We start from the raw sequence: 22449 nt of genomic DNA, 5'->3' as shown, positions 1-22449 counted from the left end.
GCGCGGGAGCACCCATCAGCGCTCCCGCGCGGCGCCATATCCGAACCACTCCACGGAGGCCCTGCGGTGAACGAACTGCCGCAACAGCTGGCCAATGGACTCATCCTCGGCGCGATGTACGGACTCATCGCGATCGGCTACACGATGGTCTACGGCATCGTCCAGCTCATCAACTTCGCCCACGGCGAGATCTTCATGGTCGGGGGCTTCGGGGCCCTCACCGTCTGGTTGGTACTTCCCGAAGGCTTCGGCCTCGCCGCCGCCGTCCCACTCATGATCATCGGCGGCATCCTCGTCTCGGTCGCCGTCGGCGCCGCGGCGGAACGCTTCGCCTACCGGCCGCTGCGCACCGCGCCACGGCTGGCACCCCTCATCACCGCCATCGGCCTGTCCATCGTCCTGCAGCAGGCCGTGTGGATGTGGTACCCGGACGCGAAGAAGGACCACCCCTTCCCGCGGTTCGAAGGCGGCCCCGTCGACATACTCGGCGCCAACGTCCAGCGCGGTGACCTCTTCGTCCTCATAGCCGCCCCGCTGTGCATGCTGGCCCTCGGCCTGTTCGTCTCCAAGACGCGCTCCGGCCGCGGCATGCAGGCCACCGCCCAGGACCCGGACACGGCCAAGCTGATGGGCATCAACACCGACCGCATCATCGTCATGGCGTTCGCCATCGGTGCCGCGTTCGCCGCCATCGCCGCCGTCGCCTACGGCCTCAAGAACGGCCAGGTCGGCTTCCGCATGGGCTTCCTGATGGGCCTCAAGGCCTTCACGGCCGCCGTGCTCGGCGGTATCGGCAACATCTACGGCGCCATGCTCGGCGGTGTGGTCCTCGGCGTCGCCGAGTCCCTCGCCACCGGCTACATCGGCGACATCCCCGGCATGGAACTCTTCGGCGGCGGCGCCTGGAAGGACGTATGGGCGTTCGCCCTGCTCATCCTGGTCCTGCTGTTCAGGCCACAAGGCCTGCTCGGCGAACGCGTCGCGGATCGGGCGTGATGCACATGACCACCGAAACCCCCATGGACAAGACCACCGGCACCACCAAGGTGTCCACGGCCGAGGCCACCCCGATCATCCCGCTGCCGCACCCCGTGGCCCGCGCGCTGGTCGTCGCCGGCTCCGCCGTCGCCCTCATAGGCACCTTCCTCGCCTGGACCTGGACCGAGGAGTTCCCGGGCAACCTGACCGTCACCGGCTACCCGGGCGGCCTTCAGGTCCTCACCCTCTTCGGCTCCGTGCTGACCCTGCTGTTCGCCCTCTCCGGCTACGGCATCAAGGGCCTCGGCTGGCTCACCCCCGGCGGCAAGAACAGCCCCGTCCTGCTCGCCGCCCTCGGCGTGTTCGGCACCACGGGCTACGCCATGGGCGCCATCAGCCAGGAACTCGGCGGCCTCGTCAACCTGGAGCCCGGCGCCTGGGTCTCCGGCATCGGCGCGCTCATCGCCGTGCTCGGCGCCCTCGGCCTCCCGGTCGACCAGCCCTACGGCGCCGGCGACCCCGACCCGAACCTCTGGGGCCGGATCCGCCACTCGCTCACCGCGCCCGACCCGGGCCGCGCCAAGGAACTGCCCTCCTGGGTCGAGATCCTGATCATCGCCGCCGGCTTCGGCGTCGGCCTGTACGTCTTCTCGTACGGCATCGGCACCGAGTACTCCGAGCTGTTCATCGGCTTCCTGATCATCGCGGCGTTCGGCTTCACCGCCGTCACCCGCGCCGGTCTGCTCAAGCGCCTGTCGGCTCTGACCGCCAAGCACCGCAACGTCACCCTCGGGGCGGCGTTCGCCGCGGCGATCTGCTTCCCCTTCACCCAGTCCAACGACCAGTTCGCCCTCATCGGCGCGAACATCCTGATCTTCGCCACGGTCGCCCTGGGCCTCAACGTCGTCGTCGGCCTCGCCGGCCTCCTCGACCTCGGTTACGTCGCCTTCCTCGGCGTCGGCGCCTACGCCGCCGCCCTGGTCTCCGGCTCCCCGGCGTCGACCATCGGCGTGCAGTTCCCCTTCTGGGCCGCCGTTCTCACCGGTGCCGCCGCCTCGCTGATCTTCGGCGTGGTGATCGGTGCCCCGACCCTGCGGCTGCGCGGCGACTACCTCGCCATCGTGACGCTCGGCTTCGGTGAGATCTTCCGCATCACCATGAACAACCTGAACGGCAACAGCGGCCCCGACGTCACCAACGGCTCCAACGGCATCCCGCAGATCCCCGACCTGGAGATCTTCGGATTCAACCTCGGAGTCCCGCACGACGTCATCGGCCACGAGCTGACCCGTTCGGCCAACTACTACCTGCTGATGCTGGTGTTCACGGCGATCGTCGTGATGGTCTTCCGCCGCTCGGCGGAGTCCCGCATCGGCCGCGCCTGGGTCGCCATCCGTGAGGACGAGACCGCGGCGACCGCGATGGGCATCAACGGCTTCCGCCTCAAGCTCCTCGCCTTCGCCCTCGGCGCCTCCCTCGCCGGCCTCGCCGGCACCGTCCAGGCGCATGTGTCCTACAGCGTCACCCCCGAGCAGTACCAGTTCGCCGGCCCTGTGCCGCCGAACTCGGCCTTCCTGCTCGCCGCCGTCATCCTCGGCGGCATGGGCACCATCAGCGGCCCGCTGATCGGCGCCGCGCTGCTCTACCTGATCCCGGCCAAGCTCCAGTTCATGGCGGAGTACCAGCTGCTGCTCTTCGGCATCGCCCTGATGCTGCTGATGCGCTTCCGCCCCGAGGGCCTGGTCGCCGACCGCAGGAAGCAGCTCGAATTCCACGAGACCGGACAGCTCGACGTACCGGAGGACAAGCCATTGCCCGAAGGCGCGACCGGCGTCGCGAAGGCAGGGGCGTGACCGCCATGACCACCACCACAAGCGCACCCGCCACCACGACGGTGCTCGACGCGAGCGGTGTCACCATGCGCTTCGGCGGCCTCACCGCCGTACGCGACGTGAACCTCACCGTGAACACCGGCGAGATCGTCGGACTCATCGGCCCCAACGGCGCGGGCAAGACGACCTTCTTCAACTGCCTCACCGGCCTGTATGTGCCGACCGAGGGCAGGGTCGCCTACAAGGGCACCGTCCTGCCGCCCAAGCCGCACCTGGTCACCCAGGCCGGCATCGCCCGTACGTTCCAGAACATCCGGCTCTTCGCCAACATGACCGTTCTGGAGAACGTGCTGGTCGGACGGCACACCCGCACCAAGGAGGGCCTCTGGTCGGCGCTCCTGCGCCTGCCCGGCTTCAGGAAGGCCGAGGAGGAATCGCGGGCCCGGGCCATGGAGCTCCTGGAGTTCACCGGTCTCGCCGCCAAGGCCGACCACCTCGCCCGCAACCTGCCCTACGGCGAGCAGCGCAAGCTGGAGATCGCCCGGGCCCTTGCGAGCGAGCCCGGCCTGCTCCTCCTCGACGAGCCCACCGCCGGCATGAACCCGCAGGAGACCCGGGCGGCCGAGGAGCTCATCTTCGCCATCCGGGACCAGGGCATCGCCGTCCTCGTCATCGAGCACGACATCCGGTTCATCATGAACCTCTGCGACCGGGTCGCCGTGCTGGTCCAGGGCGAGAAGATCGTCGAGGGCCCCGCCGAGGTCGTCCAGGCCGACGAGCGCGTCATCGCCGCCTACCTGGGCACGCCCTTCGAGGGCGCGCCCGGCGATGCGGAGGCCGCCGAGGTCGAGGCTGCGGAGGCCGACGCGCAGAGCACCACGGAAGGGGACGACAAGTGACCGCATTGCTCGAGGTCGAGGACCTCAGGGTCGCTTACGGCAAGATCGAGGCCGTCAAGGGCATCTCGTTCAAGGTGAACGCGGGCGAGGTCGTCACCCTCATCGGCACCAACGGCGCCGGCAAGACGACCACGCTGCGGACCCTGTCCGGCCTGTTGCAGCCGCTGTCGGGCCACATCACCTTCGAGGGCAAGTCCCTGAAGAAGGTCCCCGCCCACAAGGTCGTCGCGCTGGGGCTCGCCCACTCCCCCGAGGGGCGGCACATCTTCCCCCGTATGACGATCGAGGACAACCTCCGCCTCGGCGCGTTCCTGCGCACCGACAAGGAGGGCATCGAGAAGGACATCCAGCGCGCCTACGACCTGTTCCCCATCCTCGGGGAGCGGCGCAAGCAGGCCGCGGGCACCCTGTCCGGCGGTGAGCAGCAGATGCTCGCCATGGGACGGGCGCTGATGTCCCGGCCGAAGCTGCTCATGCTCGACGAGCCCAGCATGGGTCTCTCCCCGATCATGATGCAGAAGATCATGTCCACCATCCAGGAGCTCAAGTCCCAGGGCACCACCATTCTGCTCATCGAGCAGAACGCCCAGGCCGCGCTCTCCCTGGCCGACCACGGCCATGTGATGGAGGTCGGCAAGATCGTCCTGTCCGGTTCCGGTCAGGACCTGCTGCACGACGAGTCGGTGCGGAAGGCCTATCTCGGCGAGGACTGATCACCCACGTGAAGAGGCCCGCGTCCCCTTGCCGGGGACGCGGGCCTCTCTCATGCGCTTGGCCGGGTCAGCCCTTGGCGGCCTTCTTCTCGTCGGCGTCCTGGATGACGGCCTCGGCGACCTGCTGCATCGACATCCGGCGGTCCATGGAGGTCTTCTGGATCCACCGGAACGCGGCGGGCTCGGTCAGCCCGTACTCGGTCTGGAGGATGGACTTCGCACGGTCCACCAGCTTGCGCGTCTCCAGGCGGAGCGTGAGGTCGGCGACCTCCTTCTCCAGTTCCTTCAGCTCGGTGAACCGCGAGACGGCCATCTCGATCGCCGGCACGACATCGCTCTTGCTGAACGGCTTGACCAGATAGGCCATGGCCCCGGCGTCCCGGGCCCGCTCGACGAGGTCGCGCTGCGAGAACGCGGTCAGCATCAGCACCGGCGCGATGCTCTCCTCGGCGATCTTCTCGGCCGCCGAGATACCGTCCAGCTTCGGCATCTTCACATCGAGGATGACGAGGTCGGGCCGGTGCTCCCGGGCCAGCTCCACGGCCTGCTCTCCGTCACCGGCCTCGCCGACGACGGTGTACCCCTCTTCCTCGAGCATCTCTTTGAGATCGAGCCGGATCAGCGCCTCGTCCTCGGCGATGACGACACGGGTCGTCAGCGGAGGCACGTGCGACTTGTCGTCGTCGGGCGCGTCTACGGGCTGGGGCGACTCGGGGGCGGTCACGAAGGCTCCTCGTTCAGGGGCAGGGGTGCTGCTCCCAAGAGCCTACCTAGCTACGGTATGGTGGACGCGCGGAGGGTCGGGGAAAACCTTGGATTCTTCGAGCCCCGGTAGCCCAATTGGCAGCAGGCAACGGATTCAAAACCCGTACAGTGTCGGTTCGAGTCCGACCCGGGGCACTTTTCCTTCGATTTCAAGGTCGCGACTTTGGGGCCCTCCAGCTGGAGGGCCCCAAAGTTTTTCCGCCGTATTGCTACTTGTTTCTTACTTGGGACTGTCGTCCTCACCGATGTGATGGACACGGACCATGTTCGTCGAACCGGAAACCCCGGGCGGTGAACCGGCGGTGATGACGACGATGTCGCCCTTCTTGCAGCGGCCGTATTTCAGGAGCAGTTCGTCGACCTGATCGACCATCGCGTCCGTGGAGTCGACATGCGGGCCCAGGAATGTCTCCACGCCCCAGCTCAGATTCAGCTGCGACCGGGTGGCCGGTTCCGGGGTGAAGGCGAGCAGGGGGATGGGCGAGCGGTAGCGGGACAGCCGGCGGGCCGTGTCGCCGGACTGGGTGAAGGCGACCAGGAACCTCGCGCCCAGGAAGTCGCCGATCTCGGCCGCCGCGCGGGCCATCGCGCCGCCCTGGGTGCGGGGCTTGTTGCGCTCGGTCAGCGGCGGCAGGCCCTTGGCGAGGATGTCCTCCTCGGCCGCCTCGACGATCTTCGCCATCGTCCGCACCGTCTCGATGGGGTACTTGCCGACGCTGGTCTCGCCGGACAGCATCACCGCGTCCGTGCCGTCGATGACGGCGTTGGCGACGTCCGAGGCCTCCGCGCGCGTCGGGCGGGAGTTGTCGATCATCGAGTCGAGCATCTGCGTCGCCACGATCACCGGCTTGGCGTTCCGCTTCGCCAGCTTGATCGCGCGCTTCTGGACGATCGGGACCTGCTCGAGGGGCATCTCCACGCCCAGGTCGCCGCGGGCGACCATGATGCCGTCGAAGGCGGCCACGATGTCGTCGATCGCTTCGACCGCCTGCGGCTTCTCCACCTTGGCGATCACGGGGAGGCGGCGGCCCTCCTCGTCCATGATCCGGTGCACGTCCTCGATGTCGCGGCCGCTGCGCACGAACGACAGCGCGATCACGTCGAAGCCGGTGCGCAGCGCCCAGCGCAGGTCGGCCTCGTCCTTCTCGGAGAGGGCGGGCACCGACACCGCGACGCCGGGGAGGTTCAGGCCCTTGTGGTCGGAGACCATGCCGCCTTCGACGACGGTGGTGTGGACGCGGGGGCCGTCGACGGAGGTGACCTCCAGGCAGACCTTGCCGTCGTCGACGAGGATGCGCTCACCCGGGGTGACATCGGCGGCGAGGCCGGAGTAGGTGGTTCCGCAGATCTGCCCGTCGCCCTCGACGCCGTCTTCGACGCTGATGGTGAAGGTGTCTCCGCGTTCAAGGAGTACAGGTCCTTCGGTGAAGCGGCCGAGGCGAATCTTCGGGCCTTGAAGGTCGGCGAGGAGGCCGACGCTGTGGCCGGTCTCGTCGGAGGCCTTGCGTACGCGCTGGTAGCGCTCCTCGTGATCGGCGTGGCCGCCGTGGCTGAGGTTGAATCGGGCGACGTCCATTCCGGCGTCGACCAGTGCCTTTATCTGGTCGTACGAGTCGGTGGCGGGGCCCAGGGTGCAGACGATTTTCGCTCGGCGCATGTTTCGACCCTATGACTTACCGGCGGGTAGAGAATTGGTCCAGCGTGACTACTCAACAACCTTTGCGTGAAGGGCTATTGACAAGTGTTGAATTGTGCGGCGGGGCGCTCCGATGAGCGTTCGAAACACCCCGCCCAGGGGGCTCACAATTGCGGCGGCGTCATCGTGAAGCGCGCGTTGACCTGGGCGTAGACGCGCTGACGCTGGGGTTCCAGGTCGAGGGGGGCCGCGGCGGCGTCCTCGGCGGCGCCGTACGCCGCGGAGCGCATACGGCTGCCGGGCGCCTGGGGGTAGGGCGGCGTGGCGTTCTCCGCGCCGATGTCGGCGAGTTCCACCAGCGCGGCCAGGGACGCCCCCAGCGCCTCCGCGTACTCCCGCGCACGCTGCACGGCCTCCCGTACCGCCTGCTGCCTCGCCTCCCGGTGGGCCGGGGAGTCGGGGCGCAGCGCCCACCAGGGGCCGTCCACGCGCGTGAGGTCCAAGTCGGCGAGACGCGTGGTGAGTTCGCCGAGGGCGGTGAAGTCGGTGAGTACGGCGGTGATGTGGACGCGGCCGTGGTAGGCGTGGACGCGTTCGCCGCGGCCCTTGTCCTTGAGTTCCGGGCTGATGGAGAAGGCGCCGGTCTCCAGGCGCTCGACGGCGTCGCCGTAGGTCTTGATGAGGTCGAGCACGGCGGCGTTGCGGCGGGTGAGGTCGTCGAGGGCGGCCCGGCGGTCCTTGCCGCGGGAGGCGACGCTGACGCCGATACGGGCGATCTCGGGGTCGACCTCCAGGCTGGCCTCACCGCGGACGGCGATGCGTGGGGCGTCGGGGGTGCCGTAGGGGACGGCCGGCTGAAGTTCCTCTGATGGCGCGGATGATGGCACGGTCATACGTCCCACTCTGTCATCGCTTGCTGGGTTACGGGCCCGGTCGGTCATCAGATCGAAACCTTCGAGGACTGTTGCCGCTCGCCATGGCCAGGTCAGAATCTACGCGCGTTATCAGCGCCTTGTCGGCGTCATCTACGCGCGTTGTTGACCATTCGCCCGGGAGAGCACCCATGCCGTTGAACCGCCGGAAGTTCCTGAAGCAGTCCGCCGTGACCGGGGCGGGGGTGGCGATCGCCGGTGCGGCGACCTCGACGGCGCAGGCGGCCGAGACGACTCAGGCCACGGCGGCGGCGAAGAAGTGCGAGAAGCGCTACTCGCTGACGGTGATGGGCACGACCGACCTGCACGGTCACGTCTTCAACTGGGACTACTTCAAGGACGCCGAGTACACCGACGCCAAGGGCAACGCGCAGGGCCTCGCGCGCGTGTCGACGCTGGTGAACCAGATCCGGGCGGAGCGCGGCCGGCGCAACACGTTGCTGATCGACGCGGGCGACACGATCCAGGGCACCCCGCTGACGTACTACTACGCCAAGGTCGACCCGATCACCGCCAAGGGCGGCCCGGTGCACCCGATGGCGCAGGCGATGAACGCCATCGGCTTCGACGCGGTGGCGCTCGGCAACCACGAGTTCAACTACGGCATCGAGACGCTGCGCAAGTTCGAGGAGCAGTGCCGCTTCCCGCTGCTCGGTGCGAACGCGCTGGACGCGAAGACGCTGAAGCCCGCCTTCCCGCCGTACTTCATCAAGAAGTTCCGTGTGCACGGCGCCCCGCCCGTGAAGGTCGCCGTCCTCGGCCTCACCAACCCCGGCATCGCGATCTGGGACAAGGCCTATGTGCAGGGCAAGCTGACCTTCCCGGGCCTGGAGGAGCAGGCCGCGAAGTGGGTGCCGAAGCTGAAGGCGATGGGCGCGGATGTCGTCATCGTCTCGGCACACTCCGGGTCCTCGGGCACCTCGTCCTACGGTGACCAGCTGCCGTACATCGAGAACTCGGCGGCGCTGGTGGCGCAGCAGGTGCCGGACATCGACGCGATCCTGGTCGGCCACGCGCACGTGGAGATCCCCGAGCTGAGGGTCACCAACGCCAAGACCGGCAAGGACGTCGTGCTGTCGGAGCCGCTGTGCTTCGCCGAGCGTCTCTCGCTGTTCGACATCGAGCTGACCTTCGCCAAGGGCCGCTGGTCGGTCGAGAAGGTCGCGGCCTCGGTGCTGAACTCCAACACCGTCGCCGACGACCCGAAGATCACCAAGCTGCTGTCGGACGAGCACGAGAAGGTCGTCGCGTACGTCAACCAGGTCGTCGGCACCGCGACCGCGGCCCTCACCACGGTCGAGGCCCGCTACAAGGACGCCCCGATCATCGACCTGATCACCAAGGTCCAGGAGGACGTCGTCAAGGCGGCCCTGGCGGGCACGGAGTACGCCTCGCTGCCCGTCATCGCACAGGCGTCGCCGTTCTCGCGGACCTCGGAGATCCCGGCCGGCGAGGTGACGATCCGGGATCTGTCGAGCCTGTACGTGTACGACAACACGCTGGTCGCGAAGCTGATGACGGGCGCGCAGCTCAAGGCGTACCTGGAGTATTCGGCGGAGTACTTCGCGCAGACCGCGCCCGACGCGGCCGTAGACGTCGAGAAGCTGACGAACGCGGGCAACCGCCCCGACTACAACTACGACTACGTCTCCGGGCTGTCGTACGAGATCGACATCGCGCAGGCGGCCGGTTCACGGATCAAGAACGTGACCTACAACGGTGCCGCTCTCGACGACGCCCAGAAGTTCGTGTTCGCGGTGAACAACTACCGCGCCAACGGTGGTGGCGCGTTCCCGCATGTCGCGTCGGCCCAGGAGCTGTGGGCCGAGTCGACGGAGATCCGTACCCGGATCGCGGAGTGGGTGACCGCGAAGGGTGTGCTAGACCCGAAGGACTTCGCGTCGGTGGACTGGAAGCTGACGCGGAACGGTACGCCGGTGTTCTAGCGGCTTTTACGGCGTCTCAGATCCCCTCCATGAGCGGTGTCAGTGTCTTCGGGCGCCGCGCGGAGGGGATCTTCGCGTCCTGCGGCTGAAGGCCGAAGGTGGTAAAGGCGGTGCGCCGAGGCAGGGGGTAGGTCTCCTTGCCGGTGAGGGAGTTGAGGATGCCGGCGCTGCGCCAGGCGGCGAGGCCCAGGTCGGGGGCGCCGACGCCGTGGGTGTGGCGCTCGGCGTTCTGGACGTAGATGTCGCAGCCAGCGCTGGAGACGGCCGGGTCCAGGACCAGGCGGTACTGCTCGTCGATACGGGGGCGCTCCCGGCTGTCGCGGCGCATATAGGGGTCGAGGCCGGCCAGGATGCGGTCGAGGGAGCGCTCGCGGTAGCCGGTGGCCAGGACGACCGCGTCGGTGGTCATGCGGGAGCGCGTGTTCTGGTGGATGTGCTCCAGGTGGAGTTCCACCTTGGTGGTGGCGATTCGGCCGGCGGTGCGGACCCGCACGCCCGGGCTGAGGACGGCATCGGGCCAGCCGCCGTGCAAGGTGCGACGGTAGAGCTCGTCGTGGATGGCGGCGAGGGTGGCGGCGTCGATGCCCTTGTGGAGCTGCCACTGGGAGGCGACGAGCTGGTCGCGGACGGGTTCGGTCAGCGCCTGGAAGTAACGGGTGTAGTCCGGGGTGAAGTGCTCCAGGCCGAGCTTGGAGTACTCCATGGGCGCGAAGGCGGCGGTACGGCCGAGCCAGTGCAGCTTCTCGCGCCCGGCGGGGCGGTGCCGGAGGAGGTCCAGGAAGATCTCGGCGCCCGACTGACCCGAGCCGATGACGGTGACGTGCTCGGCGGCGAGCAGGGTCTCGCGGTGGTCGAGGTAGTCGGCGGCGTGGATGACGGGGACGGCCGACGCGTCGACGAGGGGCCGCAGCGGGTCGGGGACGTGGGGTTCGGTGCCGATGCCGAGAACGATGTTCTTCGTGTACGTACGTCCCAGCGCCTCGGCCTCCCCGTCGGGGGCGATGCGGGTGAAGTCGACCTCGAAGACGTCGTGTTCGGGGTTGAAACGCACCGCGTCGACCTGGTGGCCGAAGCGCAGCGCACTGAGGTTCTCGCTGACCCAGCGGCAGTAGGCGTCGTACTCCGCGCGCTGAATGTGGAACCGCTCGGCGAAGTAGAAGGGGAACAGCCGGTCACGTGCCCTGAGGTAGCTGAGGAACGACCAGGGGCTGGCGGGGTCGGCGAGCGTCACCAGGTCGGCGAGGAAGGGAACTTGGACACGTGAGCCGTCGATGAGCAGCCCCGGGTGCCAGGAGAACGCGGAGCGCTGTTCGTAGAAGACGGCGTCGAGTTCGGCGAGGGGGTGGGCGAGCGCGGCGAGGGAGAGATTGAAGGGGCCGATGCCGATGCCCACGAGGTCTCGGGGGGTTTCGGGGGCTTGGCCTCGGGGGGTGGGGGGCTGGTCCTGGGAGTGGCGGTCCAGGTCATCGGGGGCCTGGTCCTGGCAGTGGCGGTCCAGGTCATGGGGGTGTGAGGCCTGGCCTCGGGAGGTGGGGGGCGTGGCTGGGGTTCGGGGTGGGTGGGGGGTCACGTCGGGGCCTGGGTGGGGGGTCGTCTGCGGGCTCATCCGGGGGTGTTTCCTTCCACCAGTTTCAGGAGGGCGGCCAGGTCGTCCGGGCGCGTGTGGGGGTTGAGGAGGGTGGCCTTCAGCCACAGGCGGCCGTCTATGCGGGCCCGGCCCAGGACGGCGCGGCCGTCGGTGAGGAGCCTTCGGCGTACGGCGGCGACGGCGTCGTCGGTGGCGTGTGCGGGCCGGAACAGGACCGTGCTGAGGGTGGGCCGGTCGTAGAGCTCGAAGCCGGGGTGCTCGTGGACGAGGGCGGCGAACTCGTGGGCGCTGTCGCAGACCTGCTCGACCAGTCGGCCGAGGCCGCTGCGGCCCAGGGTCTTGAGGGTGACGGCGATCTTGAGGACGTCGGGCCGGCGGCTGGTGCGCAGGGAGCGGCCCAGCAGATCGGGCAGGCCCGCCTCGGTGTCGTCGTCGGCGTTGAGGTACTCGGCGTGGTGGTGCAGTACGGCCAGGTCGGCGGGGTCACGGACGGCTAGGAGGCCCGCGGCGACCGGCTGCCAGCCGAACTTGTGCAGGTCCAGGGTGACGGTGTCGGCGGCGGCGAGACCGGTCAGCCGGTCGCGGTACCGGCCGCTGAAGAGCAGGCCCCCGCCGTAGGCGGCGTCCACGTGGAGCCGGGCGCCGTGGGCCGCGCAGAGGGCGGCGATCTCGGGGAGGGGGTCGATGATCCCGGCGTCGGTGGTGCCGACGGTGGCGACGACGAGGTGGGGGCCGGTCAGCTCCGTGAGGGCCTCGTCCAGTGCGGCGGGGTCCAGGGCGCCGGCCGGGGCGGGCACCACCACGGGCTCGGCCAACCCGAGCAGCCAGGCGGCACGGGGCAGCGAGTGGTGCGCGTTGGCGCCGTGCACGAGCCGGACGCCTGCGCCGTGTGCTTCTCGGGCGAGGAGGAGGGCGAGTTGATTGGATTCGGTGCCGCCGGTGGTGATCAGGGCGGAGGGGGGTCGGGGGCGGATGCGCCTTCTGGGGGCCCGCAGACCCGTCTCGCCGGACGGCTCGTTGGCGGCAACGGCCGTCCTGTCAGCTGGCCTGTCAGCGGAAGCTGCCGCCCCCTCGGCTGTCTCATTGGCGGAGGCTGCCGTCTTGTCGGCCGACGCCGCCCGCCCTGGCGCCACGGCCTCGCCGGACACCTCCCGCGCGGACGCGCCGCCCCTGTCGGCCACCTCCCGTACGGCTCCCGCCTCGGCCCCCTCCCGCGAGGACACCTCCCCGCCGAACACCTCCCGCATGGCTGCTTCCCGCGCGGACGCCTCTCCACCGAACACCCCCCGCACGGCCACCCCCCGCCCGAACACCTCCCGCGCCAACGCCCCCGTCACCAGCGCCTCCAGCTCCGACGCGCCCGGTGCCTGGTCCCAGGAGTCCAGTGACGGGTTGAGGGCGGAGACCGCCAGGTCGGCGGCGGTGGCGACGGCGAGGGGTGGGCAGTGGAGGTGGGCGGTGCAGAAGGGGTCCGCGGGGTCGGCGGCGGCTTCGGCGAGTGCTCGGACGACGGTGTGGAGGGCGTTCGGGTCGCCCTGGTCGGGCAGTACGTCCCCGACCGCGGCCCGCACGCGCGCGGCCACCGCGTCCGGGCCGCCCGAGGGCAGTGGGCCCCCACGGGCCCGCGCGCCCGCGTCCAGCGCGTCGAGGACGGTGTCGAGCAAGGGCCGCAGGGCGTGGGGACCATCAGGGCCTGACGCGAGCGACGGCGTGCTCATCGTGTCCTCCCGGGCGCTGGGCAAGAGGGACTTCCAGCTTGTACCCGGATGCACGATGGCGCCCGAAAAGCCCAATGATCGGAACCCGAAAGTGGGTACTTTCGTGCGGGGAAAGCGTGTCGGATGCCGTGTGCCGCGTTCGGCGGAGTAGGGGGCGACCGGAACGTCCGGTGCCCCCTACTCCGGAAGTACTAGCCCTGCCGACCCTCCCGCACCTTCAACGCCCGTGCCAGGTCGTCGAGTTGGTCGGCCAGCCTGCGCCGCAGGGCCGGGATCGGCTCGTCGTCGCGCAGGCACTCCTCGCCCAGGCGCAGTGCGTCGGCGTCGACGGCGGACGCGGGGAAGGCGTAGCGGCCGGCGGCGTCGCCGATGGCGGGGCCGCGGCGGGCGGCCAGGGCGACGGCGCCCTTGTAGTAGCGCGGCACGTACTGCCGTACGAGATCAGCCTGTTCGGGCTGCCAGAAGCCCTGGGCGGTGGCGGTGAACAGGTAGTTGGACAGGTCGGCGCTGTCGTCGGTGGTGAACATGGCCTCCCAGGCCCGCGCCTTGGCGCCCTCGTCGGGCAGCGCGGCCCGGCAGCGGGCGGCGCCCTCCTGGCCGGTGGCGCTGGGGTCGCGCTCCAACTCGGCGGCGATGGCGGCCTCGTCGACGGCGCCGAGCACGGCGAGCCGGCCCAGCACGCGCCAGCGCAGCTCGGGGTCGAGCTCGGGCCCGCCGGGCACGGTGCCGTCGGAAAGCCAGGCGGCGATGGTGTCGGGGTGGGCGGCGACATCGATGAAGTGGCGTACGGCGATCAGGCGCAGGCCGGGGTTGTCGCCGTCCTCGGTGCGGCGGATGAGGTCGCGGCACAGGGAGGAGAGGGTGGCCAGGGCGGCGGGGCGCTCCTCGGCGGGGAGGTAGCGGTCGGCGACCTGGGCGGCGGCGAAGGCGAGGACGCCCTGCACGACGGCGAGGTCGGTCTCGCGCGGGAGGTGGGCGCGGGCGGCCTCCAGATAGGCGGTGGCGGCCAGTTCGCCGTCCCGGACGGCGTCCCGCAGGGCGTTCCAGACGACCGCGCGGGTGAGCGGGTCGGGCAGTCCGTCGAGGCTCTTGCGGACGGTCTCGAAGGAGCCGGCGTCGAAACGGACCTTGGCGTACGTCAGGTCGCCGTCGTTGAGCAGCAGCAGGGCCGGGCGCTTGCCGATGGGCTGCGGGTCGGTCTGCGGGACGTCGAGGTCGATGCGCTCGCGCAGGGTGAGGTGGCCCTCGTCGTCGCCGAGGTCCTGGTCGTACAGGCCGACGGCGATGCGGTGCGGGCGGCCGCCGGACCGGTCGACGGAGAGGGTGTACGTGCCGTTGTCGCCGGGTGCGACGGACGGGGTGAGGGTGTCGACGCCGGTGGTGCGCAGCCAGCTGTCGGCCCAGGCGTGGACGTCGCGTTCGGTGGCGGAGGCGAGGGAGTCGATGAAGTCGGCGAGCGTGGCGTTGGCGAACTTGTGGCGGGCGAAGTGGGTGTTGATGCCGGCGAGGAAGTCCTTCTCGCCGAGCCAGGTCACGAGTTGGCGCAGCGCGGAGGCGCCCTTGGCGTAGGAGATGCCGTCGAAGTTGAGCATCGCGGAGGCCGTGTCCTCGACGCCCTCGGGGGCCACCGGGTGGGTGGAGGGGCGCTGGTCGGCGTCGTAGCCCCAGGCCTTGCGGGCGATGCCGAAGTCGACCCAGGTGTCGGTGAAGCGGGTGGCCTCGGCGCAGATCTGGTAGCCCATGTACTCGGCGAAGGACTCGTTCAGCCAGATGTCGTCCCACCAGCGCAGGGTGACGAGGTCGCCGAACCACATGTGGGCCATCTCGTGGGCGATGACCATGGCGCGGGTCTGCCGCTCGGTGTCGGTGACGGCGGAGCGGTAGACGAACTCGTCGCGGAAGGTGACCAGGCCGGGGTTCTCCATGGCGCCGGCGTTGAACTCGGGGACGAACGCCTGGTCGTAGGAGTCGAAGGGGTAGGGCTCGTCGAACTTCTCGTGGAAGCGGTCGAAGCACTGCCGGGTGACCTGGAACAGTTCGTCGGCGTCCGCGTCCAGGTGGGGGGCCAGGGAGCGGCGGCAGTGGAGGCCGAAGGGCAGTCCGCGGTGTTCGGTGCGCACCGAGTGCCAGGGGCCGGCGGCGACGGCGACGAGGTAGGTGGAGATCAGCGGGGTGGTCGCGGCCCGCCAGCGGCCTTCGCCGAGGTGCTCGGTGACGCCGTTGGCGAGGACGGTCCAGCCTTCGGGGGCGGTGACGGAGAGGTCGAAGACGGCCTTGAGGTCGGGCTGGTCGAAGGCGGGGAAGACCTGCTTGCAGTCGTCCATGGCCAGCTGGGTGTAGAGGTACGTCTCGCCGTCGGTGGGGTCGGTGAAGCGGTGCATGCCCTCGCCGGTGCGGGAGTAGCGCATGGCCGCGTCGACGCGCAGTTCGTGCTCGCCCGCGGTGAGGTTCTTCAGGGGCAGCCTGGTGCCGTCCAGGGTCTCCGGGTCCAGGGGTTGTCCGTCCAGCGTGACGGAGCGCAGCTCGGCCGGCTTGACCTCGACGAAGGTGTCCGCGTCGGTGTGCGCGGTGAACTCGATGACGGTACGGGAGTCGAAGGTCTCGTCCCCGGTCGTCAGATCGAGTTCGATCGTGTAGCGACGGATGTCGAGGAGTCGGGCACGGGTCTGCGCTTCGTCGCGCGTGAGTACGGACATGCAGGACATGCTGCCTGATGGCACTGACAAGGCACAGAGGCGGATCACTACGCGTACTATGTCCGGTTCTTTGCGGGCGTCATGTCCGGTTCGCGACCGCTGTCGTGCCGGGTGTCGGAGGGTGTCACGTCCGGTCGTTGGCCGAGGTCGCGGCCGGGCTGTCGCGCTGCGGCGGAACGCGGGCGTCCGGGTGGGGCAGGGCCGGGCGTGGGTGGGGTTCGTGTGCCTCGGCCGGGCCCTTGACCAGGGCGCGCAGCTCGCGGACCTCCTCCTCCAGGGCGCGGTGGCGCTGGTAGGCGTCGTACAGGTAGCGGACCTTGGTGCGCAGTGCCCAGGGGTCGGTGGGCTTCATGACCAGGTCGGCGACGCCGAGTCCGAAGGCGGTGGCGGTCAGTTCGTGGTCAGCGCCGAATCCGGTGAGCAGGATGACCGGTATGTTCTGGGTCTGCTCCACGCGCCTCATGTACCGCACCACGTCCAGCCCGCTGACGCCGGGCATCCGGACGTCCAGGAGCAGAAGGCCGACCTGTCCGCGCAGCACCTGCTTGAGCGCCTCGTCACCGCTGGTGGCGCGGGCCAGCCGGTAGCCCAGCGGGGCCAGGGCGCTCTCCAGGGCGTACAGCGTTTCCTCGTGGTCGTCGACGATGAGGATCTTGGCATCCGACGGCATGGCCCGACGTCCCTCCCGCATGGACATTCAGGATATGTCCGGGCGCTGACGGGGAGTGCATGTCTGTTGGCATGGAGTGCACAGCGCAGCATGCCCCGCGCGGGGCGTGGTGTCACTCCCTCGGGAGGGCCAGTAGGCGTCAGTTCGCCGTGGGCGCAGAGCCGTTGACGGCGTCCTCGGCGATGGACTCGTGGTGCCGGATCACCTCGGCGATGATGAAGTTCAGGAACTTCTCGGCGAACGCCGGGTCGAGTTTGGCGTTCTCGGCGAGGCTGCGCAGCCGGGCGATCTGGCGGGCCTCGCGGGCCTGGTCGGCGGGCGGGAGCTGGTGCCGGGCCTTGAGGTGGCCTACCTGCTGGGTGCACTTGAAGCGTTCGGCGAGCATGTGGACGACGGCCGCGTCGATGTTGTCGATGCTGTCGCGCAGCCGGGCGAGCTCCTCGCGGACGGCGGGGTCGACGTCGCCTGGGGACGTGTTGCTGGTCATGGGGGTTCAGCCTACGGGGCCGCCTCAGGTGATCGTCCGTTCGATCACGGGTGGGTCGCCGGGATCGGGGACCTGGTTGCTCCAGCCGCCGGGCACGCTGCGGCCCTGCTGGGCGCGGAAGCGGACCGGTGCCATGCCGACGCGGCGGGTGAACAGGCGGGAGAAGTAGGCGGGGTCGTCGTAGCCCACACGGCGGGCGACGGCGCCGACGGGCAGGTCGGTGGCGGCGAGCAGCTCCTTGGCGCGGCCCAGGCGGATGCCGAGCAGATAGTCCTTGGGGCTGCATCCGGCGCCTCTGCGGACGGCCGTGCGCAGTTCGGCGGGGGTCATGCCGTGCCGGGCGGCGTGGTCGGCGACGCTCAGCGGCAGACAGGCGTCGCGGGCGAGGGCCTTGAGGACGAGGTCGCCGTCCGGTGCGAGGTCGGCACGCGCGCGTCGCAGGGCGACGAGGAGTTCGTGGACGGCGGCGCCGGTCTCGACCTCCAGGAGAGGGTTGTCGCGGCGCGCGGCGCGGGCCATGCGCCCGATGACGGCACGCGGGGTGGCGGCGTCGGAGAGGGGCACGACGGGGCGGTCCGGCTCGATGTAGCCGAGTTCGGTGTACGAGGCGGTGGCGGGCCCGGCGAAGTCGACGAAGCCCTCGTCCCAGCCGGTGCCGGGGTCGGGCGCGTAGTGGTGCGGGACGCCGGGGGTGAGCCACAGCAGCGCGGGCGCGGTGACGGGCGTACGGCGCCCGTCGGGGTCGGCGTACCAGCCGCTGCCGGTGCTGATCACGACGGCGACATGGTGGTCCAGGACGCGGGGTCCGACGGTGGGCAGGGCGCCGTACTGGAGGCCGACGCCGAGGCAGACGAGGCCGAGGCGGTGGTGGGCGGGGCCGGGCGTGAAGAACCGCATCCAGGTGTGGTACACGGCCGCGCCTCCCGTCCGCCGCTTCGGTCCAAGCAGCGCCGATCTTTGTCCATGGACCCTGACCTGCGCCAGAGGCGAGGGTGGGCGCATGAGCGAGTTCGCGGTGGGGGACGAAGACTTTCTGCTGGACGGGCGGCCGGTGCGGCTGCTGTCCGGCGCGCTGCACTACTTCCGGGTGCACGAGGCGCAGTGGGGGCACCGGCTGGGGATGCTGCGGGCGATGGGCCTCAACTGCGTGGAGACGTATGTGCCGTGGAACCTGCACGAGCCGGAGCCGGGGCGGTTCCGGGACGTGGCCGCGCTCGGCCGGTTCCTGGACGCGGCCCGGGAGGCGGGGCTGTGGGCGATCGTGCGCCCGGGGCCGTACATCTGCGCCGAGTGGGAGAACGGCGGGCTGCCCTACTGGCTGACGGCCGAGGCGGGCGCACGCGCGCGTACCCGTGACGAGCGCTATATGGAGCGCGTCTCGAACTGGTTCGGGCAGCTGCTGCCCGAGATCGTGCCCCGCCAGATCGACTGCGGCGGTCCGGTGATCATGGTGCAGGTCGAGAACGAGTACGGCAGCTACGGCTCGGACGCGGAGTATCTGCACCGCTTGACCGGCCTGATGCGTAAACTCGGCGTCACGGTCCCGCTGTTCACCTCGGACGGCCCCGAGGACCACATGCTTACCGGCGGCTCCGTCCCGGGCGTCCTGGCGACGGTGAACTTCGGCTCGCACGCGCGCGTGGCGTTCGCGACGCTGCGCCGGCACCGCCCGCAGGGCCCGTTGATGTGCATGGAGTTCTGGTGCGGCTGGTTCGACCACTGGGGCGGCGAGCACGCCGTACGGGAGGCCGGGGACGCGGCGGAGGCCCTGCGGGAGATCCTGGAGTGCGGGGCCTCGGTCAACCTGTACATGGCGCACGGCGGCACGAGCTTCGCCGGCTGGGCGGGCGCCAACCGGGGCGGCGGCGCGCTGCACGACGGGCCCCTGGAGCCCGATGTGACGTCGTACGACTACGACGCCCCGATCGACGAGTACGGCCGCCCCACGGCGAAGTTCATGGCCTTCCGCGAGGTCCTCGCCGAGTACGCCGAAGGGCCCCTGCCCGAAATCCCCTCCCCGCCCGCCGCGTTGGGCGCCACGGCCGGAGTGGAGCTGACCGCCTGGGCGCCCCTGGACGCCGTACTGGAGGCGCTGGGCGGGCCGGAGACGTCCGGTCCCGTCCCGCCCACCTTCGAGGAGCTGGGCGTCGAGCGTGGCCTGGTGCGCTACGCGGTGACGGTGCCGGGGCCTCGGCAGCCGTATCCGCTGACGGTACGCGGGCTGCGGGACCTCGCCGTGGTGTACGTCGACGGCGAGCGGGCCGGGGTGCTCGGCGAGGACGAGGACTGCCTCAAGGAGCCCGTCGCCGGGTACGCGCGTGTGGAGCTGTGGGTGGAGTCCCTGGGGAGGGTCAACTACGGGCCTCGCCTGGGCGAGCCCAAGGGGATCACCGGGGGCCTGCTGCACGAGCGGCAGTTCCTGCACGACGTACGCGCGCGTGGGCTGCGGCTGGAGGCGCTGGACGACGTCGGGAGGGTGCGCGAGGTGGCGTCGCGGGAGTTGCCCGAGGAGGGGGTACCGGGGCTGTACCGGGGCACCGTCGTGGTGCGGGGAGCCGGTGACGCCCGGCTGGAGCTGCCTGGCTGGACCCGGGGGTTCGTGTGGGTCAACGGCTTCGCTCTCGGCCGCTACTGGTCGGCCGGACCGCAGCGCTCGCTGTACGTCCCCGGGCCCGTGCTGCGCGAGGGCGGCAACGAGGTGTGGGTGCTGGAGCTGGAGGGGACGGCCCGGCGGGGATCCGACGAGGCGGATGCCCCGGTGCTCCGGGCCGTCTGACGCACCTGGTGCGCCGGTCGCCTACAGCGCGGACGCCGCTCGGGCGATGTCCTTCGCGAAGTGGCTGACCTCGGTGTAGATGCCGGGCACACCCGCGCGGGCGCAGCCGTCGCCCCAGCTGACGATGCCGACCTGGATCCACTTGCCCGCGTCGTCCTTGCGGAACATGGGGCCGCCGGAGTCGCCCTGGCAGGTGTCGATGCCGCCGCTCTGCTGGCCGGCGCACAGTTCCTCCTTCGACACCAGCCGGTTGCCGTAGTGGCGCTTGCAGACGCGGTCGGCGACGAAGGGAACGGTGGCCTTGCGGAGCTTGGTCGTGCCCGTGCCGGCCCCCTCCTCAGTGTCGCCCCAGCCCGCGATCGTGAAGATGCCGCGGTTGTACTGGTCCGTGGTGGCGATCTTCAGCGTCGGCTTGTCGATGGGCCGGGCGAGCTTGATCAGCGCCCAGTCCTTGCCGTTGCCGTCGTAGCCCGGCGCCACCTTGACCTTCCTCGACTTCACCTTGATCGCGGCCGAGGAGTTGAGGTCGTTGACACCCGCGGTGACGGTGATGCTGGTGTTGTTGCCGGAGCCCTGCATGCAGTGGGCCGCGGTCAGCACGACGTCCTTCTTGTAGAGCGCCCCGCCGCAGCCCATCGAGAGATGGACCATGAAGGGGAACTCGTTCTGCGCGGCGGTCGTTCCACCCACGATACGGGTGGACGCGGCCTGCGCACTGATCGGCTGGAGGGAGGCGACCGCGAGTGCCACAGCACCGACAGCCGCGGCTCTCTTCGCCACGGAGAGACCGCTTCTCCGGGATATGTGATGGCTCAAGTTTCGTCCTTTCGTGGGGGGTTGAGCGACCCGGAGTATGAAGATCGAGGGGGGTTCATGACAAGGACGGATCTCACGTCCCGGGCATGGAACCTCACCAGGGAAAATCCCCTCACATCCCCGTAGAGTGGAATCGGGTTCCAGGCGTCTTGGGGGTACGGGCGTGGCGAACGGCGGACCGGTCCAGCACGGCTTCCCACACCTGGAGACGGTGCGGGCCTCGATCAACGCGCTCTACAAGCGGCTGTCGTACGACACCGTCCACACCTTCGCGACCAGCGTGGCGCCGGCCGACGTGGCGTTCTGCGACACCGACGATCTCCATCTGGGGGCGCAGCGGGTGGCCCGCGAGCTGGTGCGGCACTACCACCTGCCGGATGCCCGGATGGTCGTCGGCTTCCGGGAGATGAGCCATGCGGCGAGCGTCGAACTCGCCGCCGGACCGGAGTACTTCGTCGAGCTGAACGACCGCTTCCGGACCCATCGCCGGGATATCGGCGCGGCCCTCGCCCACGAGGTGATGCATGTGTATCTGCACCGCCTCGACCTGTCCTTCCCGGGCACCCGCGACAACGAGATCCTCACGGACACGGCGACGACGTATCTGGGCGCGGGCTGGCTGCTGCTCGACGCGTACCGGGAGGACTCGGCGTCCTCGCAGAAGCTGGGGTATCTGACGCCGGAGGAGTTCGGCTACGTACTGGCCAAGCGGGCGCTGGTCTTCGCCGAGGACCCGTCGGTGTGGTTCACCAGCCCTCAGGCCTACACGGCGTACGAGAAGGGCATGGCCGAGGCCCGCCGCGACGAGCAGCAGCCTCCGCTGACGGCGGCGGGGTGGGCGGGGCGGCGGCGCTATGCCCGCGACCGGCGGCACGCACAGGACAATGGCGCCGGTTCCCGGCCGGGGGTCCCGGGGGTGCCGTATGCGTTCACGCCGGACGGTCGGGGGCCGCTGCGGGTGTCGTTTCCGTGCCCTACGTGTCAGCAGCGGATTCGGGTGCCGGTGAGGGGGCGGGTCCGGGCGCGGTGCGGGTTGTGCCGGACGGTTTTGGAGTGCGATACGTGACGCCCAGCGGGGTGAGGGTTGGCTGTCACGCCCCGTATACCGCTCCCGGCGCCTCCGCCTCCCCCAGCAGCTTCAGCGCCGTCTCCCCCGCCTCCTCCGGGGTCCACCGCGCCCCCTTGTCGGCCGTCGGCCCGGCCCGCCACCCCTCCATCACGGTGATCCGGCCGCCCTCCGCTTCGAAGATCCGGCCCGTGACACCCTCACTCGCTGCCGAGCCCAGCCAGACGACCAGCGGGGAGACGTTCTCCGGGGCCATGGAGTCGAAGCCGGCACCAGGGGCTGCCATGGTCTCCGCGAAGGTGTGCTCCGTCATGCGCGTGCGGGCCGCCGGGGCGATCGCGTTGACCTGGATGCCGTAGCGGGTCAGTTCGGCCGCCGCGACCAGGGTGAGGGCGACGATTCCGGCCTTCGCGGCGCTGTAGTTCGCCTGCCCGAGCGAGCCCAGGAGCCCCGCCCCACTGCTGGTGTTGACGACCCTGGCGACCGGAGTACGCCCGGCCTTCGCCTCCGCCCGCCAGTGCGCCGCCGCGTGCTTCAGGGGGAGGAAGTGGCCCTTGAGGTGGACGCGTACGACCGCGTCCCAGTCGTCCTCGTCCAGGTTGACGAGCATCCGGTCGCGCAGGAACCCGGCGTTGTTGACGAGCGTGTCGAGTCGGCCGTACGTCTCCAGCGCGGCCGCGATCAGGGAGGCCGCCCCGGCGCCGGTGGCCACGTCGCCGCCGTGCGCGATGGCCTCACCGCCCGCCGCGCGGATCTCGGCGACGATCTGGTGGGCGGAGCCTTCGGTGCCGATGGTGCCGTCGAGGCCCACGTCGAGGTCGTTGACGACGACGTTCGCCCCCGCGGCGGCGAACGCGAGGGCGTGGGCTCGTCCGAGCCCACGCCCCGCACCGGTGACGATCACGGTCCGGCCTTCACTCATCCGGCTCAT

The 22449-nt window shown here is 70.3% G+C and carries 18 protein-coding genes and 1 tRNA gene; 8 read left to right on the top strand and 11 right to left on the bottom strand.

Features of this window, described 5'->3' with window-relative positions:
- Positions 1 to 66: 66 nt before the first annotated feature.
- The 4 genes from IE325_RS15870 to IE325_RS15855 are packed head-to-tail and all read left to right on the top strand — an operon-like array spanning position 67 to position 4422.
- Positions 67 to 996, top strand: a complete 930-nt coding sequence (locus IE325_RS15870) for a branched-chain amino acid ABC transporter permease (protein WP_190070538.1) — start codon at positions 67 to 69, stop codon at positions 994 to 996.
- Positions 997 to 1001: 5 nt separating this feature from the next.
- The gene (locus IE325_RS15865; protein WP_373315173.1) at positions 1002 to 2831 is read left to right on the top strand and encodes a branched-chain amino acid ABC transporter permease; all 1830 of its coding nucleotides are present in this window, start codon (positions 1002 to 1004) and stop codon (positions 2829 to 2831) included.
- Between the two features lie 5 nt (positions 2832 to 2836).
- Complete coding sequence (locus IE325_RS15860; protein ID WP_190070537.1) at positions 2837 to 3709, top strand: ABC transporter ATP-binding protein; 873 nt, start codon at positions 2837 to 2839, stop codon at positions 3707 to 3709.
- Positions 3706 to 4422, top strand: coding sequence for an ABC transporter ATP-binding protein (locus IE325_RS15855; RefSeq protein ID WP_190070536.1), 717 nt, complete (start codon positions 3706 to 3708; stop codon positions 4420 to 4422). Before IE325_RS15860 ends, IE325_RS15855 begins: the two co-directional genes overlap by 4 nt.
- Before the next feature lie 67 nt (positions 4423 to 4489).
- Here IE325_RS15855 and IE325_RS15850 read toward each other — a convergent pair whose 3' ends face one another.
- Positions 4490 to 5146: an ANTAR domain-containing response regulator gene (locus tag IE325_RS15850; RefSeq protein ID WP_030949406.1), complete on the bottom strand. Its 657-nt coding sequence runs from the start codon at positions 5144 to 5146 to the stop codon at positions 4490 to 4492.
- A gap of 101 nt (positions 5147 to 5247) precedes the next feature.
- Between IE325_RS15850 and IE325_RS15845 the strand changes: the two genes are divergently transcribed.
- Positions 5248 to 5322: transfer RNA gene (locus IE325_RS15845), tRNA-Leu, on the top strand.
- Positions 5323 to 5407: 85 nt separating this feature from the next.
- Here the strand turns inward: IE325_RS15845 and pyk are convergent.
- Entirely contained in the window at positions 5408 to 6844 is a 1437-nt protein-coding gene (pyk, locus tag IE325_RS15840) for a pyruvate kinase (protein WP_190070535.1), read from the bottom strand.
- A 143-nt stretch (positions 6845 to 6987) separates the two neighbouring features.
- On the bottom strand, positions 6988 to 7716 hold the full coding sequence (locus IE325_RS15835; RefSeq protein ID WP_190070534.1) for an SIMPL domain-containing protein: 729 nt from the start codon (positions 7714 to 7716) through the stop codon (positions 6988 to 6990).
- 170 nt (positions 7717 to 7886) lie between these two features.
- Here IE325_RS15835 and IE325_RS15830 point away from each other — a divergent pair, with 170 nt between their 5' ends.
- Positions 7887 to 9701 carry a bifunctional metallophosphatase/5'-nucleotidase gene (locus IE325_RS15830; RefSeq protein ID WP_190070533.1) on the top strand — a complete coding sequence of 605 codons (1815 nt, stop codon included), beginning with the start codon at positions 7887 to 7889 and terminating at the stop codon, positions 9699 to 9701.
- A gap of 16 nt (positions 9702 to 9717) precedes the next feature.
- Here IE325_RS15830 and IE325_RS15825 read toward each other — a convergent pair whose 3' ends face one another.
- The 6 genes from IE325_RS15825 to IE325_RS15795 all read right to left on the bottom strand — a co-directional run bounded on the left by IE325_RS15825 (position 9718) and on the right by IE325_RS15795 (position 17772).
- On the bottom strand, positions 9718 to 11307 hold the full coding sequence (locus IE325_RS15825) for a lysine N(6)-hydroxylase/L-ornithine N(5)-oxygenase family protein (RefSeq protein WP_373315172.1): 1590 nt from the start codon (positions 11305 to 11307) through the stop codon (positions 9718 to 9720).
- A complete protein-coding gene (locus tag IE325_RS15820; protein WP_229911834.1) occupies positions 11304 to 13007 on the bottom strand; it encodes a pyridoxal phosphate-dependent decarboxylase family protein in 1704 nt (567 codons plus the stop codon). Before IE325_RS15820 ends, IE325_RS15825 begins: the two co-directional genes overlap by 4 nt.
- A 191-nt stretch (positions 13008 to 13198) precedes the next feature.
- Entirely contained in the window at positions 13199 to 15703 is a 2505-nt protein-coding gene (gene pepN, locus IE325_RS15810) for an aminopeptidase N (RefSeq protein WP_190070532.1), read from the bottom strand.
- Between the two features lie 124 nt (positions 15704 to 15827).
- A complete protein-coding gene (locus IE325_RS15805; RefSeq protein ID WP_190070819.1) occupies positions 15828 to 16373 on the bottom strand; it encodes a response regulator in 546 nt (181 codons plus the stop codon).
- A 139-nt stretch (positions 16374 to 16512) separates the two neighbouring features.
- Entirely contained in the window at positions 16513 to 16860 is a 348-nt protein-coding gene (locus IE325_RS15800) for a chorismate mutase (protein ID WP_190070531.1), read from the bottom strand.
- Between the two features lie 24 nt (positions 16861 to 16884).
- On the bottom strand, positions 16885 to 17772 hold the full coding sequence (locus IE325_RS15795) for a helix-turn-helix domain-containing protein (protein WP_190070530.1): 888 nt from the start codon (positions 17770 to 17772) through the stop codon (positions 16885 to 16887).
- An 88-nt stretch (positions 17773 to 17860) separates the two neighbouring features.
- Between IE325_RS15795 and IE325_RS15790 the strand changes: the two genes are divergently transcribed.
- Positions 17861 to 19636, top strand: coding sequence for a glycoside hydrolase family 35 protein (locus IE325_RS15790; RefSeq protein WP_190070529.1), 1776 nt, complete (start codon positions 17861 to 17863; stop codon positions 19634 to 19636).
- Positions 19637 to 19657: 21 nt separating this feature from the next.
- Here the strand turns inward: IE325_RS15790 and IE325_RS15785 are convergent, their stop codons facing one another.
- Positions 19658 to 20416, bottom strand: a complete 759-nt coding sequence (locus IE325_RS15785; RefSeq protein WP_229911833.1) for a S1 family peptidase — start codon at positions 20414 to 20416, stop codon at positions 19658 to 19660.
- Between the two features lie 199 nt (positions 20417 to 20615).
- On the opposite strand from IE325_RS15785, the gene IE325_RS15780 reads away from it, so the two are divergent.
- On the top strand, positions 20616 to 21518 hold the full coding sequence (locus IE325_RS15780; protein WP_190070527.1) for a hypothetical protein: 903 nt from the start codon (positions 20616 to 20618) through the stop codon (positions 21516 to 21518).
- A 25-nt stretch (positions 21519 to 21543) separates the two neighbouring features.
- Here IE325_RS15780 and IE325_RS15775 read toward each other — a convergent pair whose 3' ends face one another.
- The gene (locus IE325_RS15775) at positions 21544 to 22449 is read right to left on the bottom strand and encodes an SDR family oxidoreductase (protein ID WP_190070526.1); all 906 of its coding nucleotides are present in this window, start codon (positions 22447 to 22449) and stop codon (positions 21544 to 21546) included.

The sequence above is a fragment of the Streptomyces lanatus genome (assembly GCF_014655715.1).
Lineage (GTDB): Bacteria > Actinomycetota > Actinomycetes > Streptomycetales > Streptomycetaceae > Streptomyces > Streptomyces lanatus.
Note: the sequence above shows the minus strand (reverse complement) of the source record. Positions and strands in the feature narration are given on the sequence as shown.

Excerpts from the sequence above, each read along its gene's own strand:
- IE325_RS15825 (WP_373315172.1), bottom strand. The coding sequence starts at position 11,307 with ATGAGCCCGCAGACGACCCCCCACCCAGGCCCCGACGTGACCCCCCAC.
- IE325_RS15830 (WP_190070533.1), top strand. The coding sequence starts at position 7,887 with ATGCCGTTGAACCGCCGGAAGTTCCTGAAGCAGTCCGCCGTGACCGGG.
- IE325_RS15800 (WP_190070531.1), bottom strand. The coding sequence starts at position 16,860 with ATGACCAGCAACACGTCCCCAGGCGACGTCGACCCCGCCGTCCGCGAG.
- pyk (WP_190070535.1), bottom strand. The coding sequence starts at position 6,844 with ATGCGCCGAGCGAAAATCGTCTGCACCCTGGGCCCCGCCACCGACTCG.
- pepN (WP_190070532.1), bottom strand. The coding sequence starts at position 15,703 with ATGTCCGTACTCACGCGCGACGAAGCGCAGACCCGTGCCCGACTCCTC.
- IE325_RS15860 (WP_190070537.1), top strand. The coding sequence starts at position 2,837 with ATGACCACCACCACAAGCGCACCCGCCACCACGACGGTGCTCGACGCG.
- IE325_RS15790 (WP_190070529.1), top strand. The coding sequence starts at position 17,861 with ATGAGCGAGTTCGCGGTGGGGGACGAAGACTTTCTGCTGGACGGGCGG.
- IE325_RS15865 (WP_373315173.1), top strand. The coding sequence starts at position 1,002 with ATGACCACCGAAACCCCCATGGACAAGACCACCGGCACCACCAAGGTG.
- IE325_RS15820 (WP_229911834.1), bottom strand. The coding sequence starts at position 13,007 with ATGAGCACGCCGTCGCTCGCGTCAGGCCCTGATGGTCCCCACGCCCTG.
- IE325_RS15835 (WP_190070534.1), bottom strand. The coding sequence starts at position 7,716 with ATGACCGTGCCATCATCCGCGCCATCAGAGGAACTTCAGCCGGCCGTC.
- IE325_RS15805 (WP_190070819.1), bottom strand. The coding sequence starts at position 16,373 with ATGCCGTCGGATGCCAAGATCCTCATCGTCGACGACCACGAGGAAACG.
- IE325_RS15775 (WP_190070526.1), bottom strand. The coding sequence starts at position 22,449 with ATGAGCCGGATGAGTGAAGGCCGGACCGTGATCGTCACCGGTGCGGGG.